This window comes from Solwaraspora sp. WMMA2056 (assembly GCF_030345095.1).
In the GTDB taxonomy this organism is placed as follows: Bacteria; Actinomycetota; Actinomycetes; order Mycobacteriales; family Micromonosporaceae; genus Micromonospora_E.
Map to the genome: position 1 here is coordinate 4,050,191 of NZ_CP128360.1, position 17,180 is coordinate 4,067,370.

10 protein-coding genes are annotated in these 17,180 nt (G+C 72.2%); 5 read left to right on the forward strand and 5 right to left on the reverse strand.

The features are described from left to right. Positions 1 to 149 precede the first annotated feature (149 nt). The gene (gene wrbA / locus O7608_RS18480) at positions 150 to 770 is read left to right on the forward strand and encodes an NAD(P)H:quinone oxidoreductase (protein WP_289205774.1); all 621 of its coding nucleotides are present in this window, start codon (positions 150 to 152) and stop codon (positions 768 to 770) included. A 22-nt stretch (positions 771 to 792) separates the two neighbouring features. Here wrbA and O7608_RS18485 read toward each other — a convergent pair whose 3' ends face one another. Continuing rightward, positions 793 to 2,859 carry an anthranilate synthase family protein gene (locus tag O7608_RS18485; protein ID WP_289205775.1) on the reverse strand — a complete coding sequence of 689 codons (2,067 nt, stop codon included), beginning with the start codon at positions 2,857 to 2,859 and terminating at the stop codon, positions 793 to 795. Between the two features lie 204 nt (positions 2,860 to 3,063). Here O7608_RS18485 and O7608_RS18490 point away from each other — a divergent pair, with 204 nt between their 5' ends. From O7608_RS18490 to O7608_RS18500, 3 genes are all read left to right on the forward strand, one after another. Continuing rightward, a complete protein-coding gene (locus tag O7608_RS18490; protein WP_289205776.1) occupies positions 3,064 to 4,479 on the forward strand; it encodes an FGGY family carbohydrate kinase in 1,416 nt (471 codons plus the stop codon). A gap of 100 nt (positions 4,480 to 4,579) precedes the next feature. Further along, positions 4,580 to 7,288, forward strand: a complete 2,709-nt coding sequence (locus O7608_RS18495; protein WP_289205777.1) for a sensor histidine kinase — start codon at positions 4,580 to 4,582, stop codon at positions 7,286 to 7,288. Continuing rightward, complete coding sequence (locus tag O7608_RS18500; protein WP_282226867.1) at positions 7,285 to 7,707, forward strand: roadblock/LC7 domain-containing protein; 423 nt, start codon at positions 7,285 to 7,287, stop codon at positions 7,705 to 7,707. The genes O7608_RS18495 and O7608_RS18500 overlap by 4 nt, the downstream gene beginning before the upstream one ends. Before the next feature lie 68 nt (positions 7,708 to 7,775). On the opposite strand, the gene O7608_RS18505 is transcribed toward O7608_RS18500, so the two are convergent. Then, a complete protein-coding gene (locus O7608_RS18505) occupies positions 7,776 to 9,314 on the reverse strand; it encodes a serine/threonine protein kinase (protein ID WP_289205778.1) in 1,539 nt (512 codons plus the stop codon). Positions 9,315 to 9,457: 143 nt separating this feature from the next. Further along, the gene (locus tag O7608_RS18510) at positions 9,458 to 10,888 is read right to left on the reverse strand and encodes a GH1 family beta-glucosidase (RefSeq protein WP_289205779.1); all 1,431 of its coding nucleotides are present in this window, start codon (positions 10,886 to 10,888) and stop codon (positions 9,458 to 9,460) included. Between the two features lie 990 nt (positions 10,889 to 11,878). Here O7608_RS18510 and O7608_RS18515 point away from each other — a divergent pair. Next, entirely contained in the window at positions 11,879 to 14,791 is a 2,913-nt protein-coding gene (locus O7608_RS18515; protein ID WP_289205780.1) for a glycoside hydrolase family 48 protein, read from the forward strand. Positions 14,792 to 15,051: 260 nt separating this feature from the next. Here the strand turns inward: O7608_RS18515 and O7608_RS18520 are convergent, their stop codons facing one another. Beyond that, positions 15,052 to 16,185 carry a hypothetical protein gene (locus O7608_RS18520; RefSeq protein ID WP_289205781.1) on the reverse strand — a complete coding sequence of 378 codons (1,134 nt, stop codon included), beginning with the start codon at positions 16,183 to 16,185 and terminating at the stop codon, positions 15,052 to 15,054. Between the two features lie 225 nt (positions 16,186 to 16,410). Continuing rightward, positions 16,411 to 17,160, reverse strand: coding sequence for a DUF3159 domain-containing protein (locus O7608_RS18525; RefSeq protein ID WP_289205782.1), 750 nt, complete (start codon positions 17,158 to 17,160; stop codon positions 16,411 to 16,413). Positions 17,161 to 17,180 lie beyond the last annotated feature (20 nt).

Below are 17,180 nucleotides of genomic sequence, written 5' to 3' on the forward strand. Positions count from 1 at the left end.
GTCGGCGGCCCGGCGCACGTCCAGTCGAACGAACCGTCGTGTCGCGTGATGCCTCCGGACGGTGAGGTGGGCAGGTCCGACGTTTGCCACCGCGACAAACGGGTAGCGCGGTATCCGGGCAGCCCCGAGCCGAACCTAAGGAGTGACCCATGGAGGATCCGATCAAGCTGTCGGTGATCTACTACAGCGCGACCGGTACGACGCACAAGATGGCCCTGACGGCGGTCGAGGCCGCGGAGAAGGCCGGTGCCCAGGTTCGCCTGCGCAAGGTACGCGAACTGGCCCCGGAGGAGGCCGTCCGGTCCAACTCCGGCTGGCACGCCCACCGGATGGAGACCGAGGACGTCATGGAGGCCGAGATCGACGACCTGGCCTGGTCGGACGCGGTCATCTTCGGCACCCCCACCCGGTACGGTGTGATGGCCGCCCAGCTCAAGCAGTTCATCGACGGCAGCGGACCGCTGTGGGCCAAGGGTGCGCTGGTCAACAAGGTGTTCTCCGGGTTCTGCTCGACCGCGACCGCACACGGCGGGCAGGAGGCCACCCTGCTGTCGCTGTACACGGTCGTCTACCACTGGGGCGGGATCGTGGTCACCCCTGGCTACGTCGAGCCGAGCCAGTTCGTCGGCGGCAACCCGTACGGCGGCTCCCACACCAGCAACAACGGCGAGATCCCGCCGGACGACGCGGCGTTGACCGCGACCGCGCTGACCGCCCGACGGGTGGTCGAGATCGCCACGGCGGTCAAGCGGGGCCTGGCCGCGTCCTGACCCCACCTGACCGCTGTACGCCCTACCTCGCGGGCAGCCCCGTGGGGAGCAGCGCCACGAGCAGGTCCCGCAGGATCGCCAACCCGTCCGGGCTGAGCACCGACTCCGGATGGAACTGGACACCGGCGAATCCCGGCCCGACCAGCGCGTGCACGGCGCCGTCGGTGGCGTCGCGGCACAGCCGGACCGGACCGTGCCCGGTGACCAGCCGGTCGGCCGTCGCCGTAGCCGTGTAACTGGAGTAGAAGCCGACCCGTCGGCCCACGCCGAAGAAGTCGATCTCACGCTGCAGACCCTGGTACGGCGACGTCCGGCGGGTCACCGGCAGTCCCAGCCGGTCGGCCAGCACCTGGTGCCCCAGGCAGACGCCGAGCAGTGGCTGCCGGCGACCCAGCGCGGCGTCGACGATGTCGCGCAGTGCTGCCATCCTCGGCTGCGCCGGATCCCTCGGATCGCCCGGTCCGGGACCGGCCACCAGAATCTGGGCCGCGACCAGCGCGCCCGCGTCCACCCGGTCCCAGGCCGCCACCCGGACCCGCAGGCCCAACGCGCGCAGCAGATGGGCGAGCATCCCGGTGAAGCTGTCCTCGGCGTCGACCACGAGCACGTCCCGGTCACGCAGCCGGGGCTCGACCAGCGCCCCGGGAGCGCGCTGGTCGAGCCAGAAGCCGGCCAGCCGTGCGTTGCGGGCGGCCAGGGCGCGGACCACGTCCGGGTGTTCCGGCCGGGCGAGTGTGGCGAGCACCCCGGTGGCCGGGGACGCATCGGTGCCTGCTGCGTGACCGACCGGGCCGGCGGCGACGTCAGCCGGGTCGGCTGCTTCGGCGGCCGGGCCGGCCGGGTACCCGGCCGACGTCGGACCGACCACCGGCCCGGACCGCAGACCGAGCGAGGCGAGCACCGCCGAGGCCTTGGCGTGGGTCTCGGCGACCTCGCCGGCCGGGGTCGAATGCCGTACCAGGGTCGCGCCGACCGGCACCCGCACCTCGCCGTCCATGGTGATCTCGGCCGCCCGGATCAGGATCGGCGCGTCCATGGTCTGCGCGCCGGTGTCGTCGTGGCCGAGCAGGGCCAGCACGCCCGCGTAGTAGCGCCGTCCACCGGGGGTGTAACGGGCGATGACCCGACAGGCGTTCTCGATCGGGCTGCCGGTGACGGTCGGCGCGAACATCGTCTGCCGCAGCACCTCGCGCACGTCGTGGCAGTTGCGGCCGGCGAGCAGATACTCGGTGTGGCTCAACCGGGACATCCGTTTGAGATACGGGCCGATGACCTGGCCGCCGTGCTTGGCCACCGTCGCCATCATCTTGAGCTCCTCGTCGAGGACCATGTAGAGCTCCTCGACCTCCTTGGGATCGTCGAGGAACGCCAACAACGTGGCGACGTCGGGTTCGCCGGACGGGTGCCGCAGCGTGCCACTGATCGGATTCATCATCGCCAGGCCGTCGCTGACGCTGACGTGGCGCTCCGGGGTGGCGCCGACGAGCACCCGGGCGCCGGTGTACACCAGGAACGTCCAGTAGGCGCCGCGTTCGTCGCACAGCAGCCGCCGCAACGCGCTGAACCCGGCGGCGATCGCTGCGGCGCGGCCGGGTCCGGCCAACGTGGCCCGGTAGGTGCGGTGCAGGACGAAGTTCGCACCGGCACCGTGGCCGATCTCGTCGCGCAGCACCCGGGCGACCAGATCGGCGTAGGCGTCGTCGTCGATGTCGAACCCGCCGACGGTGGTCGCGACCGGGGCGTCGGGCAGGGCGGCGACGACGTCGCGGACGGGCACCAGCTGACAGCCCGACACCTGGATGCACTCCAGCGGCACCCCGTCGTCGACATGGGCGAAGCCGCGTTCGGCGAGCTGCCGGTACGGGACCACCGCCAGGGTCGCCGGGCCAGTCGTCCCACCGGGATCGACCGGGATGTCCGCCAACCGGTCGACCTGCTGGGCGGTGCCGACCAGCACCTCCACCTGGTCGGCGTCGGCGCGGCGCAGCAGCGCGAACGGGCCGGGATCGGCGTCGGTGCGGGTAGCGGCCGGACCCGCGTCCGCGCCGGCGCCGACCGCGGCCAGCAGGCGGGACAGGTGATCGTTCATCGGGTTCCCCTCGGGGTGCGGGGCCGGCCCGACGAGAACGTGGACCCGGTGGGAATCCCGGACGGCCGCCTCGACGGGCGGCCGGATGGATGCGCGCTAGACGCGGGGCAGGGCCGCCTGATCGGCGGGCCACCAACGGCGAGTGAGCGCGAGCATGGCGAGAGCATACCGGTCGGGTGTCACGGCTGGGTACCGTAACCGACGATGAGCATCCTCGCCCTGGACCTCGGCACCTCTTCGGTGCGTGGCCTGATCCTGGACAATGCCGCCGTACCGCAGCCGGACGCGTTGGCCCGGCGCAGGGTCGCGCTCGCGGTCGACCGGGACGGAGCCGCCACCCTCGATCCGGCCGACTACCTCGCCGCTCTCATCGACTGTCTCGACGACCTCAACGCCGCAGGTCAGCTCGACGGCGTCGAGCTGGTCGCCACGGCCGCCCAATGGCATTCGGTGCTGCCGCTGGACGTCACCGGCGCGCCGATCGGTCCGCTGATGACCTGGCTCGACACCCGCCCGACCAGCCCACCCGGGTCGGTCGGGCCGGCCGACGCCGACGACTTCCACCAGCGCACCGGGGCCTGGTGGCACCGGTTCTACTGGACTGTCCGGCTGCCGTGGCTGCGCCGGCACTGGGGCGGCCGGCCGGCCCGGTTCGTCGGCCTGCCCGAGTACGTACTGGCCGGCCTGCTCGGCGCCGCCCCGATGTCGGTGTCGCAGGCGTCCGGCACCGGGATGCTCGACCTGGTCACCATGACCTGGGACGACGAGGCCGCCGAGTTGGCCGCCGTACGCCCCGGGGAGCTGCCGGAGCTCGCGCCGGCGCACTGGCGCGGGCAGCTGCGCGAGGAGTTCGCCCGCCGGTGGCCGGCCCTCGCCGGTGTGCCGTGGTCACCGCCGATCGGCGACGGCGCCGCCTCCAACATCGGCTCCGGCTGCCTCGACCCGACCCGGGCGGCGGTCACCGTCGGCACGTCGGCGGCGGTGCGGCTGGTCCAGCCCGCCGGGGCCGGCGTGCCGCTGCCGCCGCTACCCGACCAGTTGTGGCGCTACCGGGTCGACCACACCCGGATCGTCACCGGCCGGGCCTACTCCGCCGGCGGCAACCTGTTCGGCTGGGCCAACCGGGAACTGCGGCTGCCCCAGGGCGCGGAACTGGACCAGGCCCTCGATCTGATCGAACCCGGCGAAGGGGTGCCGGCCGATCCACGCTTCGGCGGTGACCGGCCGCCCGGACTTGCCCCCGCCGGGGTCGGCGAACTACGGGGACTCGGCTTCGGCACCACGGCGGTCGACATCCTCGCCGGCCTGATGGAAGGCGTCTGTCGGCAGGTCGCCGGTGACCTCGTCCAACTGGAGTCGATGGTGGACGCCCCGGTGGCGGAGGTGGTCCTCGGCGGGGGCGCGCTCGCCGCGTCCGGATGGTGGCGGCGGGCGTTCGGCACGGTTCTCGCTCCGCGGCAGGTCAGCAACATGCCAGAAGCGGAGGTCGGTGCGATCGGTGCCGCCCTCGTCGCTCTCGGTCGACATGACGGTCCGGGGCCGGCCCGCGACATCGGCCGGACGGACGATGGTGACTCGGCGAGTAAGCTACCCGCCAGTCAGCCGCTGTATCCTTCGTGAGTCTTCCCGCAGGTCGCCACGTTGACAGCGCAACCTGGCCTGGTTGGATGGACTCCGCTCCTCGGCCTGGCCGGTGCCGGGGAAACTGCGAGGAGGCGTGGTGGTTGCTCCCGGTGACCCGTCCGACAAAATGGTGTCCAGTCCACGCCGCCGTCCGCTCGACACCGACGGGGTGACCCCGCACCGTCGACGACTGCGCCTGCGACCCCGCGACTGGCGGATGGGGGCGAAACTCGCCGCCGTCCTGGTCGTCCCCTCGGTGGCGTTCCTCGTGGTCGCCTCGGTCCAGACCGGCTCCCTGGTGGGGCAGGCGACCGTGCTCAACGAGTTCGCCGACCAGGTCCGGGTCAGTGAGCAGGCCACCGCGTTGATCCACGAGTTGCAGCAGGAACGGGACCGGTCGGCCGGGGAACTCGCCGCCCGCGAAGGCGGCGCGTTGTTCGACCCGGCGGCCAGCAGCGAGGCGCTGCAGGAGCACTACGACGCCGTCGACCGGCGCATCGCCGACTTCCGTGCCGTCACCGATTCCCAGTCCGGCGGTGACGCCGCCTGGCAGGTGGCGTACAACGCGGTCCTGGAGTCGTTGACACAGCTGGTGCCGCTGCGGGCCTCGATCGCCAGCGGCGTGGTCGGCGCCGACACGGCCTTCGGCAACTACACCCGGGCCATCGAGGCGTTGCTGACCCTGATCGCCGAGCCGTCGCCGGGCCTGGAACGACCCGAACTGACCCAGGCCGTGCTGCGCAACGTACAGCTGTCCCGGGTCAAGGAGATGAGCTCGCGGATCCGGGCGGAGCTCTACGCCGCGGCCCGGGCCGGCGAATACAGCCCGGAGGCCCTGACCGGGTTGACCGACCTACGGGCCCAGCAACTGACCCTGCTGGCCGACTTCCGGATCACCGCCACGAGCAACCAGATCGCCCGCTACGAGCAGGTGACCGCCGACCCCCGGTTCGTCGCCGCCGTAGAGCTGGAGGAGACCACCATCGCCAGCGGCTCCGGCCCGGCGGCGGTGCTGGAGCCCAACGGATGGTGGACCGCCAGTCAGGACCGTCACCAGCTGCTGCGACAGATCGAAGCGACCGTGCTCGGCGACGCCATCCGGCTGGCCGACTCGCGCAGCGACCAGCAGCTGCAGCGCACCCTGCTGGTCGCCGGCGCGGTACTCAGCGTACTGTTCATCGCCCTGCTGACCTCGGTGGTGATCGGCCGGTCGATCGCCCGGTCGCTGCGGGCCCTGCGTGGCCAGGCGTTGCAGGTCGCCCAGCTGGACCTGCCGGAAGCCCTCGAACGGCTGCGTGCGGTGGACGCGGGGGTACCGCAGATCGACGTCGCGCCGGCGGCGGTCCGCACCCGCGACGAGATCGGTGAGGTGGCCGAGGCGTTCGTCGCCGTGCACCGCAGCGCCGTCACCGTCGCGGTCGAGCAGGCGGTGATGCGTCGCAACGTCAACGCGATGTTCGTCAACCTGGCCCGCCGCAGTCAGGTGCTGGTGGAGCGGCAACTGGAGCTGCTCGACGAACTGGAGCGCGACGAGAGCGATCCGGACCAGCTGGAGTACCTGTTCAAGCTCGACCACCTGGCGGCCCGGATGCGCCGTAACGACGAGAGCCTGCTGGTGCTCGCCGGCACCGAGGCCAGCCGGCGGTGGGGCCGACCGGTGGCGTTGTCCGCCGTCACGCTGGCCGCCGCCGCCGAGATCGAGCAGTACCCGCGGATCCGCCACGACGTCGAGGAGCGGCTGCACATCGTCGGGCACGCGGTGGGCGACCTGGTCCACCTGCTCGCCGAACTGCTGGAGAACGCCACCGCCTTCTCCCCGCCGTACACCAACGTGCACGTCACTGGGCACGAGTACGCGCCCCAGGCGGTACTCATCGAGATCACCGACGAGGGCATGGGGATGTCCGCCGAGGCGATCGACCAGGCGAACGTGACGTTGGCCGAGCCGCCCGCCGCCGACGTCGCCGCCTCCGAGCGGATGGGTCTGTTCGTCGTCAGCCACCTGGCTGCCCGCCTCGGCGTGCGGGTGCGACTGCGGGCCGCCGCGCGGGGACTGGTGGCCAACGTCTGGCTGCCGGCGGCGGTCCTCGCCCCACCGCCCGAGCAGGACCTGCCGTACGCGGTGCCGGCGGGACGCAGGAACACCGACTATCCGACCCGGGAGATCCGTGCGGTCGGTGCGGCTGCCCGGGCCCTCCCGGACGAACCCGTCGCGGGTCGCCCGCCGGCCATCGTCGGCGCCGGCTTCGGCCCGGCGTTCGCCGCGCCGGCACCCCGCCAGCCCGGCGAGGCCGAGCCGGTGGTGGTGTCCGCTCCACCGGCGGTCGCCGGGCAGCGGCTCGCGGTGGCTCCCCAGCAGCGGGCGGCGTTGCCGGCCGGTCCGGTGGCGGCCACCGGTCGGACGGCACCGGTACGCCGGGCCGGCAAGCGCCCGACCTCGGCACGGGCCGAGGACATCCTCGCCTCGGCCGGCGGCGTCGCGGTGACCGGCACCGGCAGCGTCTGGTGGGAGCGGCAACGTGGGCCGATCGCCCCGCTGCCGCCGACCCCCGCGCCGCCGGTGGTGCCGGTCACCGCCGGGACCAGTGACAAGGGCCTGCCGGTACGGGTGCCGATGGCCTCGCTGCCGGTCGCGGCCGAACCCGTACCGCCTGCTCCGCAGGCACCCCGAGACGAACCGGACCCGGACGCGGTGAGCAGCATGCTGTCGAGCTTCTACGGCGGCGTGCGACGGGCCGAGTCCGAAGATCCCGGTGAGATGACCCTGGCGCCGGTCGGCCGCCGTGTTGAGGAGGAACGACAGTGAGAACGCTGAGCCAGGAGGCACGCGACCTCAGTTGGTTGGTGAGCGCGTTCGCCGAACGCGTGCCGGGAGTCGCCCACGCCATCGTGGTGTCGTCCGACGGGCTGCTCGTCGCGGTCTCGGACCACCTGCCACGTGACCACGCGGACAAGCTCGCCGCGGTCACCTCCGGGTTGATGAGCATCACCACCGGTGCCGCGCAGATGTTCGACAACGACGTGGTCAAGCAGACCGTGGTGGAGATGGGCCGTGGCTACTTTCTCATCATGAACATCCGGGACGGCTCGATCCTGGCCACCCTGGCGGCCAGTGACGCCGACATCGGCGTGGTCGGCTACGAGATGGCGCGGCTGGCCAAGCAGGCGGGGGAGATGCTGACCCCGGCGTTGCGCGCCGAACTCCAGCAGGCGCTGCCCCGCTGAACCGGCCGGCCATCGGGCCGGGTGGCGTGTCCGCCGGCCCGGTCACCGGCCCGGTGGCGTGCGCCGGTTCAGTCACCGGCCCGGGCCACCAGCGCGGCGAGCATCAGGTCCAGGCTGATCGCCACGTCGATGTCGACGGCGCCCGCCTGCCGGTGGTCGGCGAGCCGGGTCCGCAACTGACCCACCTGGCCGCGCAGGTGCTCGGTGGTGGTGCCGTCGGCGACCACGAGCCGCAGCTGGTCGACGGCGGTACGCAGGTCGACGGCCGCGTCGGCGCGGACCGATCCGGTCGCGGCGGCGTCGGCGACGGCCAGGTCGAACTGCTCGACGACCGACGCCGCCGCCACCAGCAGCTCGGGTGCGGCCAGCCCTGGCCCCACCGGTGTGGTGGACACCGGCGGGGTGCCCACCGCCGTCGGCGCCACCTGGCTGTCCTCGACCGGTGTCGGGGCGATCAGGAACGCGGCGGCGACGACCGTGGCCGCCATGAGCGCGGCCGCACCCGCGCCTGCCAGGCCGACCATGGCCAGTGCGGGCCGTCGACCGGGGCCGTCGGCGGTGCCGGCCGGCCCGGGGTCGGCTTCGACGACCGGTGACCGGGCCGAGACGGCCCGGGGTGGTCGGGCGGCGGCGACCCGGGCCGGGCCGGCCACTCCGGTGGCAGGAGTGCGTTCGACCAGGGTCCGGTCGCCGCGACGGGGCGCCCCGTCGACGACGCCGGGCCGAGCCGCCCTGCCGCTGGGGGCCGGGATCGGCAGGTCGACCTGCACACCGAGCAGAGCGTGCAACGCCGCCGCAGCCTCGGCGGCGCTCGGCCGGGCCGCCGGGTCGCGACGTAGGCAGGCCAGGCATAGGTCGGCCGCCGCCGGCGGCAGTCCGGGCGCGGCCGGCCGGACCGGGTCGGCCGCCCGCCGCAGCTGCTGCGCCGCTTCCGACCAGCTGCGCGCCGGTGACGGCGGCGAACCGGTCAGCATCTCGTAGTACAGGACGCCGAGGGCGTACACGTCGGCGGCCGGATGCGCCGGGCCGTGGCCGAGCAGCTCCGGAGCGGCGTACGTCGGGGTGCCGAGCAGCCAGCCGGCCTCCGGTGCGGGCGGGCCGTCCGGAGCCGGTGCACCGTCGACGACGGCGGCGATACCGAAGTCGAGGATCTTCGCCCCGGTGGCGGTCAGCATGACATTGCCGGGCTTGACGTCGCGGTGCACCACGCCGATCCGGTGGGCGGCGGCCAGCCCGCTGGCGACCTGCGCGGCGAGCCACCCGGCTGCTGGCCAGGGCAGCGGCCCGTCGGCGAGGCGTGCGGCCAGATTTTCCCCGTCCACCAGTTCGAGCACCAGGTACGGGACCACCTCGTCGCCGGCCAGACACGCCTCACCGTAGTCGTACACCTGGGTGACGTGCGGATGGGTGATCCGGGCCGCCGCACGGGCCTCCTGTCGACAGGCCGCGCGTACCGCTGGCGCGACCGGCGGCGTCAGGGCCTTGACCGCGACCGTCCGGTCGAGCAGTTCGTCGTCGGCCCGCCAGACCTGCGACATGCCGCCCAGCCCGATCAGGTCGGCGAGCACGTACCGGCGGTCCAACCGCAGACCGGGCGCGAACACCATGACCACAGTGTGTCGCCGCGCCGACGCGGTACGTGGGCGTTCCTCGCTTCCGGTCGCCGGGTTCCACCGGAGGGTGGACCTTGCGGGGGCGACAGGGCGGACCTTGCCGAGCCCGGCGACCGTGTCGAGCGGGTGGCCGCAGGTCAGACCGCGTGTTCGGTGATCACCCGCCGGTACCAGTGTGCGCTGCGCTTGAGGATCCGTCGTTGACTGGGATAGTCGACGTAGATCAGGCCCCAGCGCTGTTCGTACCCCTCGGCCCATTCGAAGTTGTCCATCAACGACCAGACGTGGTAGCTCTCCACCGGCACTCCGGTGCCGATCGCCCGGTGCACGGCCGCGAGGTGGTCGCGCAGGAACATGATCCGGCCCGGGTCGTCGACGGTGCCGTCGGCCCCGACGCGGTCCGGGGTCGGCAGCCCGTTCTCGGTGATCGTGATCGGCACCGCGCCGTAGTCGCGGTGCACCCTGGTCAACACGTCGAACATGCCGTCGGGGTAGATCTGCTGCCAGTCCGCTTCCGACGTGGTCCACCGGTTCACGGTGGTGCCGTCGGCGGTGACGTACAACGGGGTGTAGTACTGCACCGCGAGCAGATCCACCGGCGCCGCGATGATCTCCAGGTCACCGTCGCGGATGCCACGGGCCATCCGGCTGTCCGGGCCGAGGTCGGCCAGGACGTCGGCCGGGTAACTTGCCAGGAAGATGGAGTCGAGGTAGAGCCGGTTCTCGTACCCGTCGTAGAGGCGCGCCGCAGCGGCCGCGCCGGCGCTGTCGTCGGCGGGATAGCACGGATGCAGGTTCAGCGCGGGGCCGATCCGGCACGCCGTACGGCTGGCGCGCAGCGCCTGCACCGCCAGACCGTGCGCGAGTTGCAGGTGATGGGCGACCAGGTACGCGGCGTCCGGGTCGGGCAGGCCAGGCGCGTGGTGTCCGGTGAGGTACCCGTTCTGCACCACGGTCTTCGGCTCGTTGATCGTCAACCAGACCCCGACGGTGTCGCCGAGTGCCCGGAACAGGATCTCCGCGTACTCGGCGAACCGGTACGCCACGTCGCGCGACTCCCAGCCGCCGGTGTCCTGCAGGGCCTGGGGCAGGTCCCAGTGGAACAGCGTGGCCATCGGCGCGATGCCCCGGTCGAGCAGGCCGTCGACCAACCGGCGGTAGAAGTCCACGCCGCGCTGGTTCGGTGCGCCGGTGCCGTCCGGCTGGATCCGGGGCCAGGAGATGGAGAAGCGGTAGCTGTGCAGCCCGAGATCGCGCATCAGATCGAGGTCGGCGTCGTAGCGGTGGTAGTGGTCCGCGGCAAGGTCGCCGTTGTCGTCGCCACGGATGCGCCCGGGGGTGTGGCTGAAGGTGTCCCAGATCGATTCGCCGCGACCGTCCTCCTTGGCACCACCCTCGATCTGGTACGCCGATGTCGCCGCGCCCCACTGGAAGCCGTCCGGGAAGTGCAGGCCCAGCGGTCGCTCCGGGGCGGGCCGCAGCTGCGGCGGCTCGGTGCCGGCGCCAGCCGGACCAGCGGCGGAGCGCTCTGCCCGGCGCTGCAGGTGCCGGTGGGAAAGTGCGGCCATCGGGACTCCTCGACAGTGGTATCCCTTCCACTGCTGATGCGGCACGGGCACGGTGTGCCGGACGGGGTCGCGTGAGTGGGGGATTCGGCTGACTGTGAACGGGCGAGGGAACGGCCTCGCCGCCGGGTGCGGTGGACCGGGAGGTGCCGTACGGGCGGGCACGTGACGGTCCGGACGTCGGCCGGACGGCGGCCCGGGTTGCCGGGTCGACCGATTCCCCGTGGTGATCAGAAAACTAGTGTGGGGACGGGGAGGGCAACCCCCGTCCCCACCATCAGTTGCTTCCACGCACGAGCGGTTTGGCGTCCAGGTCGTGCGTGACGCGCGGGAGCCGGGCCACGCTAGTGGCTCTGGATCCACCTCCTCTCCCGGGTGGTGTCCGCAACCGCCGACGGAGTCCGGGCTGGCCCGCCGGCGGTGGTGCGTCCGGTAGCGGCGCTCCGCCTCGGACGGCGGTGCACCGCAAGTACGGTGTAGCATCAACTACTGCCAAGTCTGTCGATGGAAGCGCTCCCATCGACGTTGGTTTTGGACTGTAGTCCCCGTCACGGGTTTGTGAAAGACCCAAAACGAGATCGAAACATGTCGGTAGGTGGTGTGGCGCGGGTCGCCGGTGCCCGCCCCGGGGTGAACGCCCAGCTCGGGCCGGTCAGATCCGCGTCCGAGGGCAAGGCCGTCGATGTTGCCACTTGATGCGGGAGCGCTCCCATGTAACACTGTCGACCATCGCGGTGGGAGCCAGCAGACCGCGCGACAGGGGTAGCCGAGGGCATCCGGCGTCACGCCGGTACGGCACCACGCACATGTTCCGGATTCGCCGGTTCAGGCGCTTCCGGCCGTACGCCGACCCCGGTCCGGGACGGGTTCCACCAACAAATCCGGCGCCTTGCGTCCCGCGCGCTGCTCCACGACATCGCCCACCGCGCATCAGGCGCCAAGCCGAGCCGTACCCCCACTGTCTCGGCCTGGTCCGCGAGGAGAACCCCGCACATGAGATTGACCGCTACGAGACGACGGTTGGCGATGCTCGCCGCCGGCGCGATGGTCGTCGGAGGTGTCGCCGTCGTCCCCGGCGTCGCCAACGCGGCCACCGCCTGCAACGTCGTCTATGCGACCAACGACTGGAACAACGGCTTCACCGCCAACGTGACGATCGAGAACCTTGGCGACCCGCTCACCGGCTGGACCCTGCGGTTCACCTTCCCCGGTAGCCAGCGGGTCACCCAGGGCTGGTCGGCCAACTGGACGCAGTCCGGCAACGTGGTGACCGCCACCAACGCCGGCTGGAACGGCAATCTCGCCACCGGCCAGTCGACCAGCATCGGCTTCAACGGAAGCCACACCGGGTCGAACCCCAAGCCCACCTCGTTCTCCATCAACGGCGTGACCTGCAACGGCGCCCAGCAGAACCAGCCACCGACAGTCGGCCTGACCGTCCCGTCGGGGCCCTTCACCGCCCCCGCCGACGTGCCGCTGACCGCCACCGCGAGCGACCCCGACGGCACCATCGACCGGGTCGAGTTCTACCGCAACGGGATGCTGGTCAACACCGACACCACCAGCCCGTACCAGTACGTCCTGGAGGACCTGCCCGCCGGCAGCTACACGGTCCAGGCCCGGGCGTACGACAACGCCGGTGCCACGGCGACGGCCGAACGGGCCTTCACCGTCGGCCGGGCCAACCCCGGTCCGACGTTGGTCGCGACCCCGTCGTCGGTCAGCGTCGACGAAGGCGGCAGCGCCACCTTCAACCTGCGGCTGAGTTCCGCGCCGACCGCGAACGTGCCGGTCACCCTGGCCATCGCCGGTGACAGCAGCATCACCCGGTCGCCGTCGTCGGTTACCCTCACCCCGAGCAACTGGAACACCGGGGCGACGGTCACCGTGTCGGCCGCCGAGGACGAGGACACCGTCAGCGGTACGGCGACGATCACCGCGACGGCGACCGGTATCGCGCCGCTGTCCATCGTGGTGACCGAGATCGACAACGACTCGCCCGGTGGCGACAACGAGTACATCGAGCGCTTCCTGGAGCAGTACGGCAAGATCAAGAACTCCGGGTACTTCAGTCCCGAGGGTGTGCCGTACCACTCGATCGAGACGTTGATCGTCGAGGCCCCGGACCACGGCCACGAGACCACTTCGGAGGCGTTCAGCTTCTGGATCTGGCTGGAGGCCAGCTACGGCCGGGTCACCGAGAACTGGGCGCCGTTCAACAACGCCTGGACCGTGATGGAGCGCTACATCATCCCCGGTACGGCGGACCAGCCGACCGCAGGCGTCGCCGGCACCCCGCAGTACGCCGCCGAGTACCTGCAGCCGAACCAGTACCCGTCCCGGCTGAACCAGAACGTGCCGGTCGGCGTCGACCCGCTGCGCAACGAGCTGCAGTCGGCGTACGGCACCGGACAGATCTACGGCATGCACTGGCTGCTCGACGTCGACAACGTCTACGGGTTCGGTCGCTGCGGCGACGGCACCACCCGGCCGGCGTACATCAACACCTTCCAACGCGGCCCGCAGGAGTCGGTGTGGGAGACGGTTCCGCAGCCGTCCTGCGACACCAAGCGTCACGGCGGCCCTAACGGCTACCTCGACCTGTTCGTCGCCGAGGCCAACGCCCCGGCGTCACAGTGGAAGTACACCAACGCCCCCGACGCCGACGCCCGCGCGATCCAGGCCGCCTACTGGGCGCTGATCTGGGCCCGTGAGCAGGGCAAGCAGGCCGACGTCGCGGCGACCGTGGCCAAGGCCGCCCGGATGGGCGACTACCTGCGGTACGCGATGTTCGACAAGTACTTCAAGCGCATCGGCAACTGCGTCGGCGCGACCACCTGCCCGGCCGGTACCGGCAAGGACTCGGCGCACTACCTGATGTCCTGGTACTACGCCTGGGGTGGCGCCACCGACACCTCGGCGGCGTGGTCGTGGCGGATCGGTTCCAGCCACAACCACATGGGCTACCAGAACCCGTTCGCGGCCTGGGCGCTGACCAACGTTCCCGAGCTGCGTCCGCGCGGTGCCACGGCGAACCAGGACTGGACACAGAGCTTCAACCGGCAGATGGAGTTCTACCAGTGGCTGCAGTCCGCCGACGGCGCGATCGCCGGTGGTGCCACCAACAGCTGGAACGGTTCCTACGCCCAGCCGCCGGCCGGCACCCCGACCTTCTACGGCATGTACTACACGGAGCACCCGGTCTACCACGACCCGGGCAGCAACGAGTGGTTCGGCATGCAGGTCTGGTCCCTGCAGCGGGTCGCTGAGGTCTACCACGTCACCGGCGACGCACGGGCCAAGCGGATCCTGGACAAGTGGGTCCCGTGGGCCATCTCGCACACCGAGATCGGCACCGGCGGGGAGTTCTCCATCCCGTCGACCATGCGGTGGAGCGGCGCGCCGGACACCTGGAACGCGACCAACCCCGGCGCCAACAGCAACCTGCGCGTCGAGGTCACCGGTTACGGCCAGGACGTCGGTGTCGCCTCCGCCTACGCCCGGACCCTGATGTGGTACGCGGCGCGATCGGGCAGCACCGCCGCCCGGGACACCGCCAAGGGTCTGCTGGACGCGTTGCACGCCAACGCCGGCCCGAAGGGTGTCACCACGGTGGAGACCCGGGGCGACTACCGCCGCTTCGACGACGTCTACAACGCCTCCACCGGACAGGGGCTCTACATCCCCAACGGCTGGCGGGGCACCATGCCCAACGGTGACGTCATCGAGCCGGGCAAGAGCTTCGTGGACATCCGATCCTTCTACAAGGACGACCCCGACTGGCCGAAGGTCGAGGCGTACCTCAACGGTGGACCGGAGCCGCAGTTCGAGTACCACCGGTTCTGGGCACAGTCGGACCTGGCGATGGCCTTCGCGGACTACGCCCTGCTGTTCCCGGGCAACTGATGGACCGGTGTCCGGGTGGGCGGCCGGCCCCGCCCACCCGGACACCTCGACACCCGCATCACCCACATACCAACCGCCCCACCCTCGCGAGTCGGGCACTCCGGTGACGGAGTGCCCGGACCGCCCGCAGACGGCCTGATTCCCACGGTCAGGCCCGCCCGTGGTGGGTCGGCCGGGATCGGCCAACGCAGCGATCCCGGTCGGCCCACCACACCTTCGGTTGGACGGTAGGCCGGCCGGCAGTTGCCGGAGCGGTCACGTCAGCGTCGGTAGCAGCGCCAGCTGAACGGATCCCGGCGGTCGCCGGCCTCGGCGTACGCCGGTTCCCCGTAGCGGGTGACGCAGGCCCGGCCGACGTCGAGATCGTGGTCGTCACTGGTCCACGGCCGGACACACTCCCAGTCGTTGCCGGACCCCGGCCAACTCCTGGGCCAGGCCATCCACGGGCCGCCGAAACGCTGCTTGCAGTAGTCGTCGAGCATCCGACGCAGGTCGTCGTCGGAGTCGGGGCCGAGCCGCACCGGAGCGGCCGCCGGAGGAGCCGCACTGGCCGGCGGCGGCGTGGGCACCGGAGTCGGCGCCACGGACGGGGCCGGCGACGACGGCGGCCGGGCGACGCCCTGCGGGTCACCCGCCGGTGCCGCCGGTTCGCCGTCGCGGCCCGCCCCAGCCGCCGGTGACACCTCGGTCGTCTGCGGGGTCGGCGGTGGTGCGGACTCGCTGACCGTCGGTGCCGGCGGCGACGGGGTCAGCGACGAGTCCGCCGGAGTCCAGGTCAGTCCGTTGCCGGACACGAACGGCGCCGAGCAGAGCAGCACCACCGTCGCGACCGCGCCCGCCGCCGCAACCCACCCGTACCGACGGACCACCGCGATGAACCGGTCCGGCTCGTCCGGTGGTGCCGTCGGCGTCGACCGGCTCGACGCACCCGCCGGGGTGGGGGTCGGGGCCGCTGCGGTCGCGACGTCCACCGGCTCCGGCTCCGGCTGTCGTGCCTGTGGCACCGGTTGTGGTGCCGGTTGTGGTGCCGATCGCGCCGGTTGTGGTGCCTGTGACGTGTGTGGTGCCGGTTGTGGTGCGCCGGCCGACGCGGCTGCGGGGGCCGGCGAGGCCGAACGGTTCGCCGCCGGCGCGGATCTGGGCCGGACGACCGGCTGCTCCACGGTCGGCTCGTCGAGTCCGTCGGCGGCGCGGTCCGCCGGACCAGCCTGCCGTTGCGGTGGACCGCCCGGTCGACGGACGATCGGTTGTTCGACCGTCGGCTCGTCGTAGCCTCCGGCGGCCACCCGGCCGCCGAGCACGTTCAGCTCGACCGTCGGTTGAGCGAGGGCACCTTCCGCAGCCGGGCCACCGCGTCCAGCGGCACCAGCAGGGTCAGCGGGTTTCTCGGCCACGAATCGCCGGCCTCCTCGGACAGGGACATTGGGACAGCGACGTCACTCTAGTCACACCCGAGGGGCGGTGGTTCAGGCGGCGAGCCCGTCGGCATCCGCAGATCGGCCGGACGGTCCTCGCCGGACGGTCCGTTGCCGGCGGCCGGGTGGCGAGGTGCCGGCAGCCGGCTGGCGCGGCCCCTGGCCCGGTCCGGGCGGCATCGTCAAAGCTGGCCGGGGGCGGCGTCAGGAGCCCGGTCGGGGCACACTGTCCGCGGTGTCGGTCACGCTGGCCGGCCGGGGTGCCGTGATCGGTGCCGTGGCCGGCGCCGGGTCAGCGGGGGACACCGTACTGGACCGGGGGTGACGTAAGCCAGGGTGCGTGGCCGGCAGTGACCGGCGGACGACCCACCAGCTCACCGCCAGGCAGGTGGCGACCAGTGGCCAGCTCAGCCCGGCCCGGGCGACCACCAGCGCCACGACCTGGTCGGCGTGGTACAGCGGGACGAAGACCGCGACCCGGACGACGTACTGACCGACCCACACCCAACTGCCGCGACCGTACGCCCGCAGCAGCTCCGGGTCACGCCGCCACCGGCCACGCTGGCCCAGCACCCCACCGACCACCACGCCCAGCAACGGCCAGCGCACCACGATGCTGACCATCCAGACCAACGCGCTCGCCGCGTTGGAAAGCAGTTGCAGCAGGAAGAAGTCGGTGGCCCGGCCGGTGTAGAGCGCGATGATCGCCGCCACACAGACCGCGAGCAGCCCGATCAGCACCGAGCGGGGCCGGTCGTCGCGGCGCAGCCGCAGCGCCGCGATCAGCACACCGGTGGCGACCGCCGCGATGACGCCGATCCAGATCGACTGCCCACCCAGCGCCCACCCGAGTCCGAACGCCACCGGTGGTGCGGTCGCGTCGACCGCGCCACGCCGACCGCCGAGCAGCTGTGCCAACGACTCTGTCCGGGTGTCCTCCGACGTTGCGGTCACCGTTCCGCCTCCCGTCCACC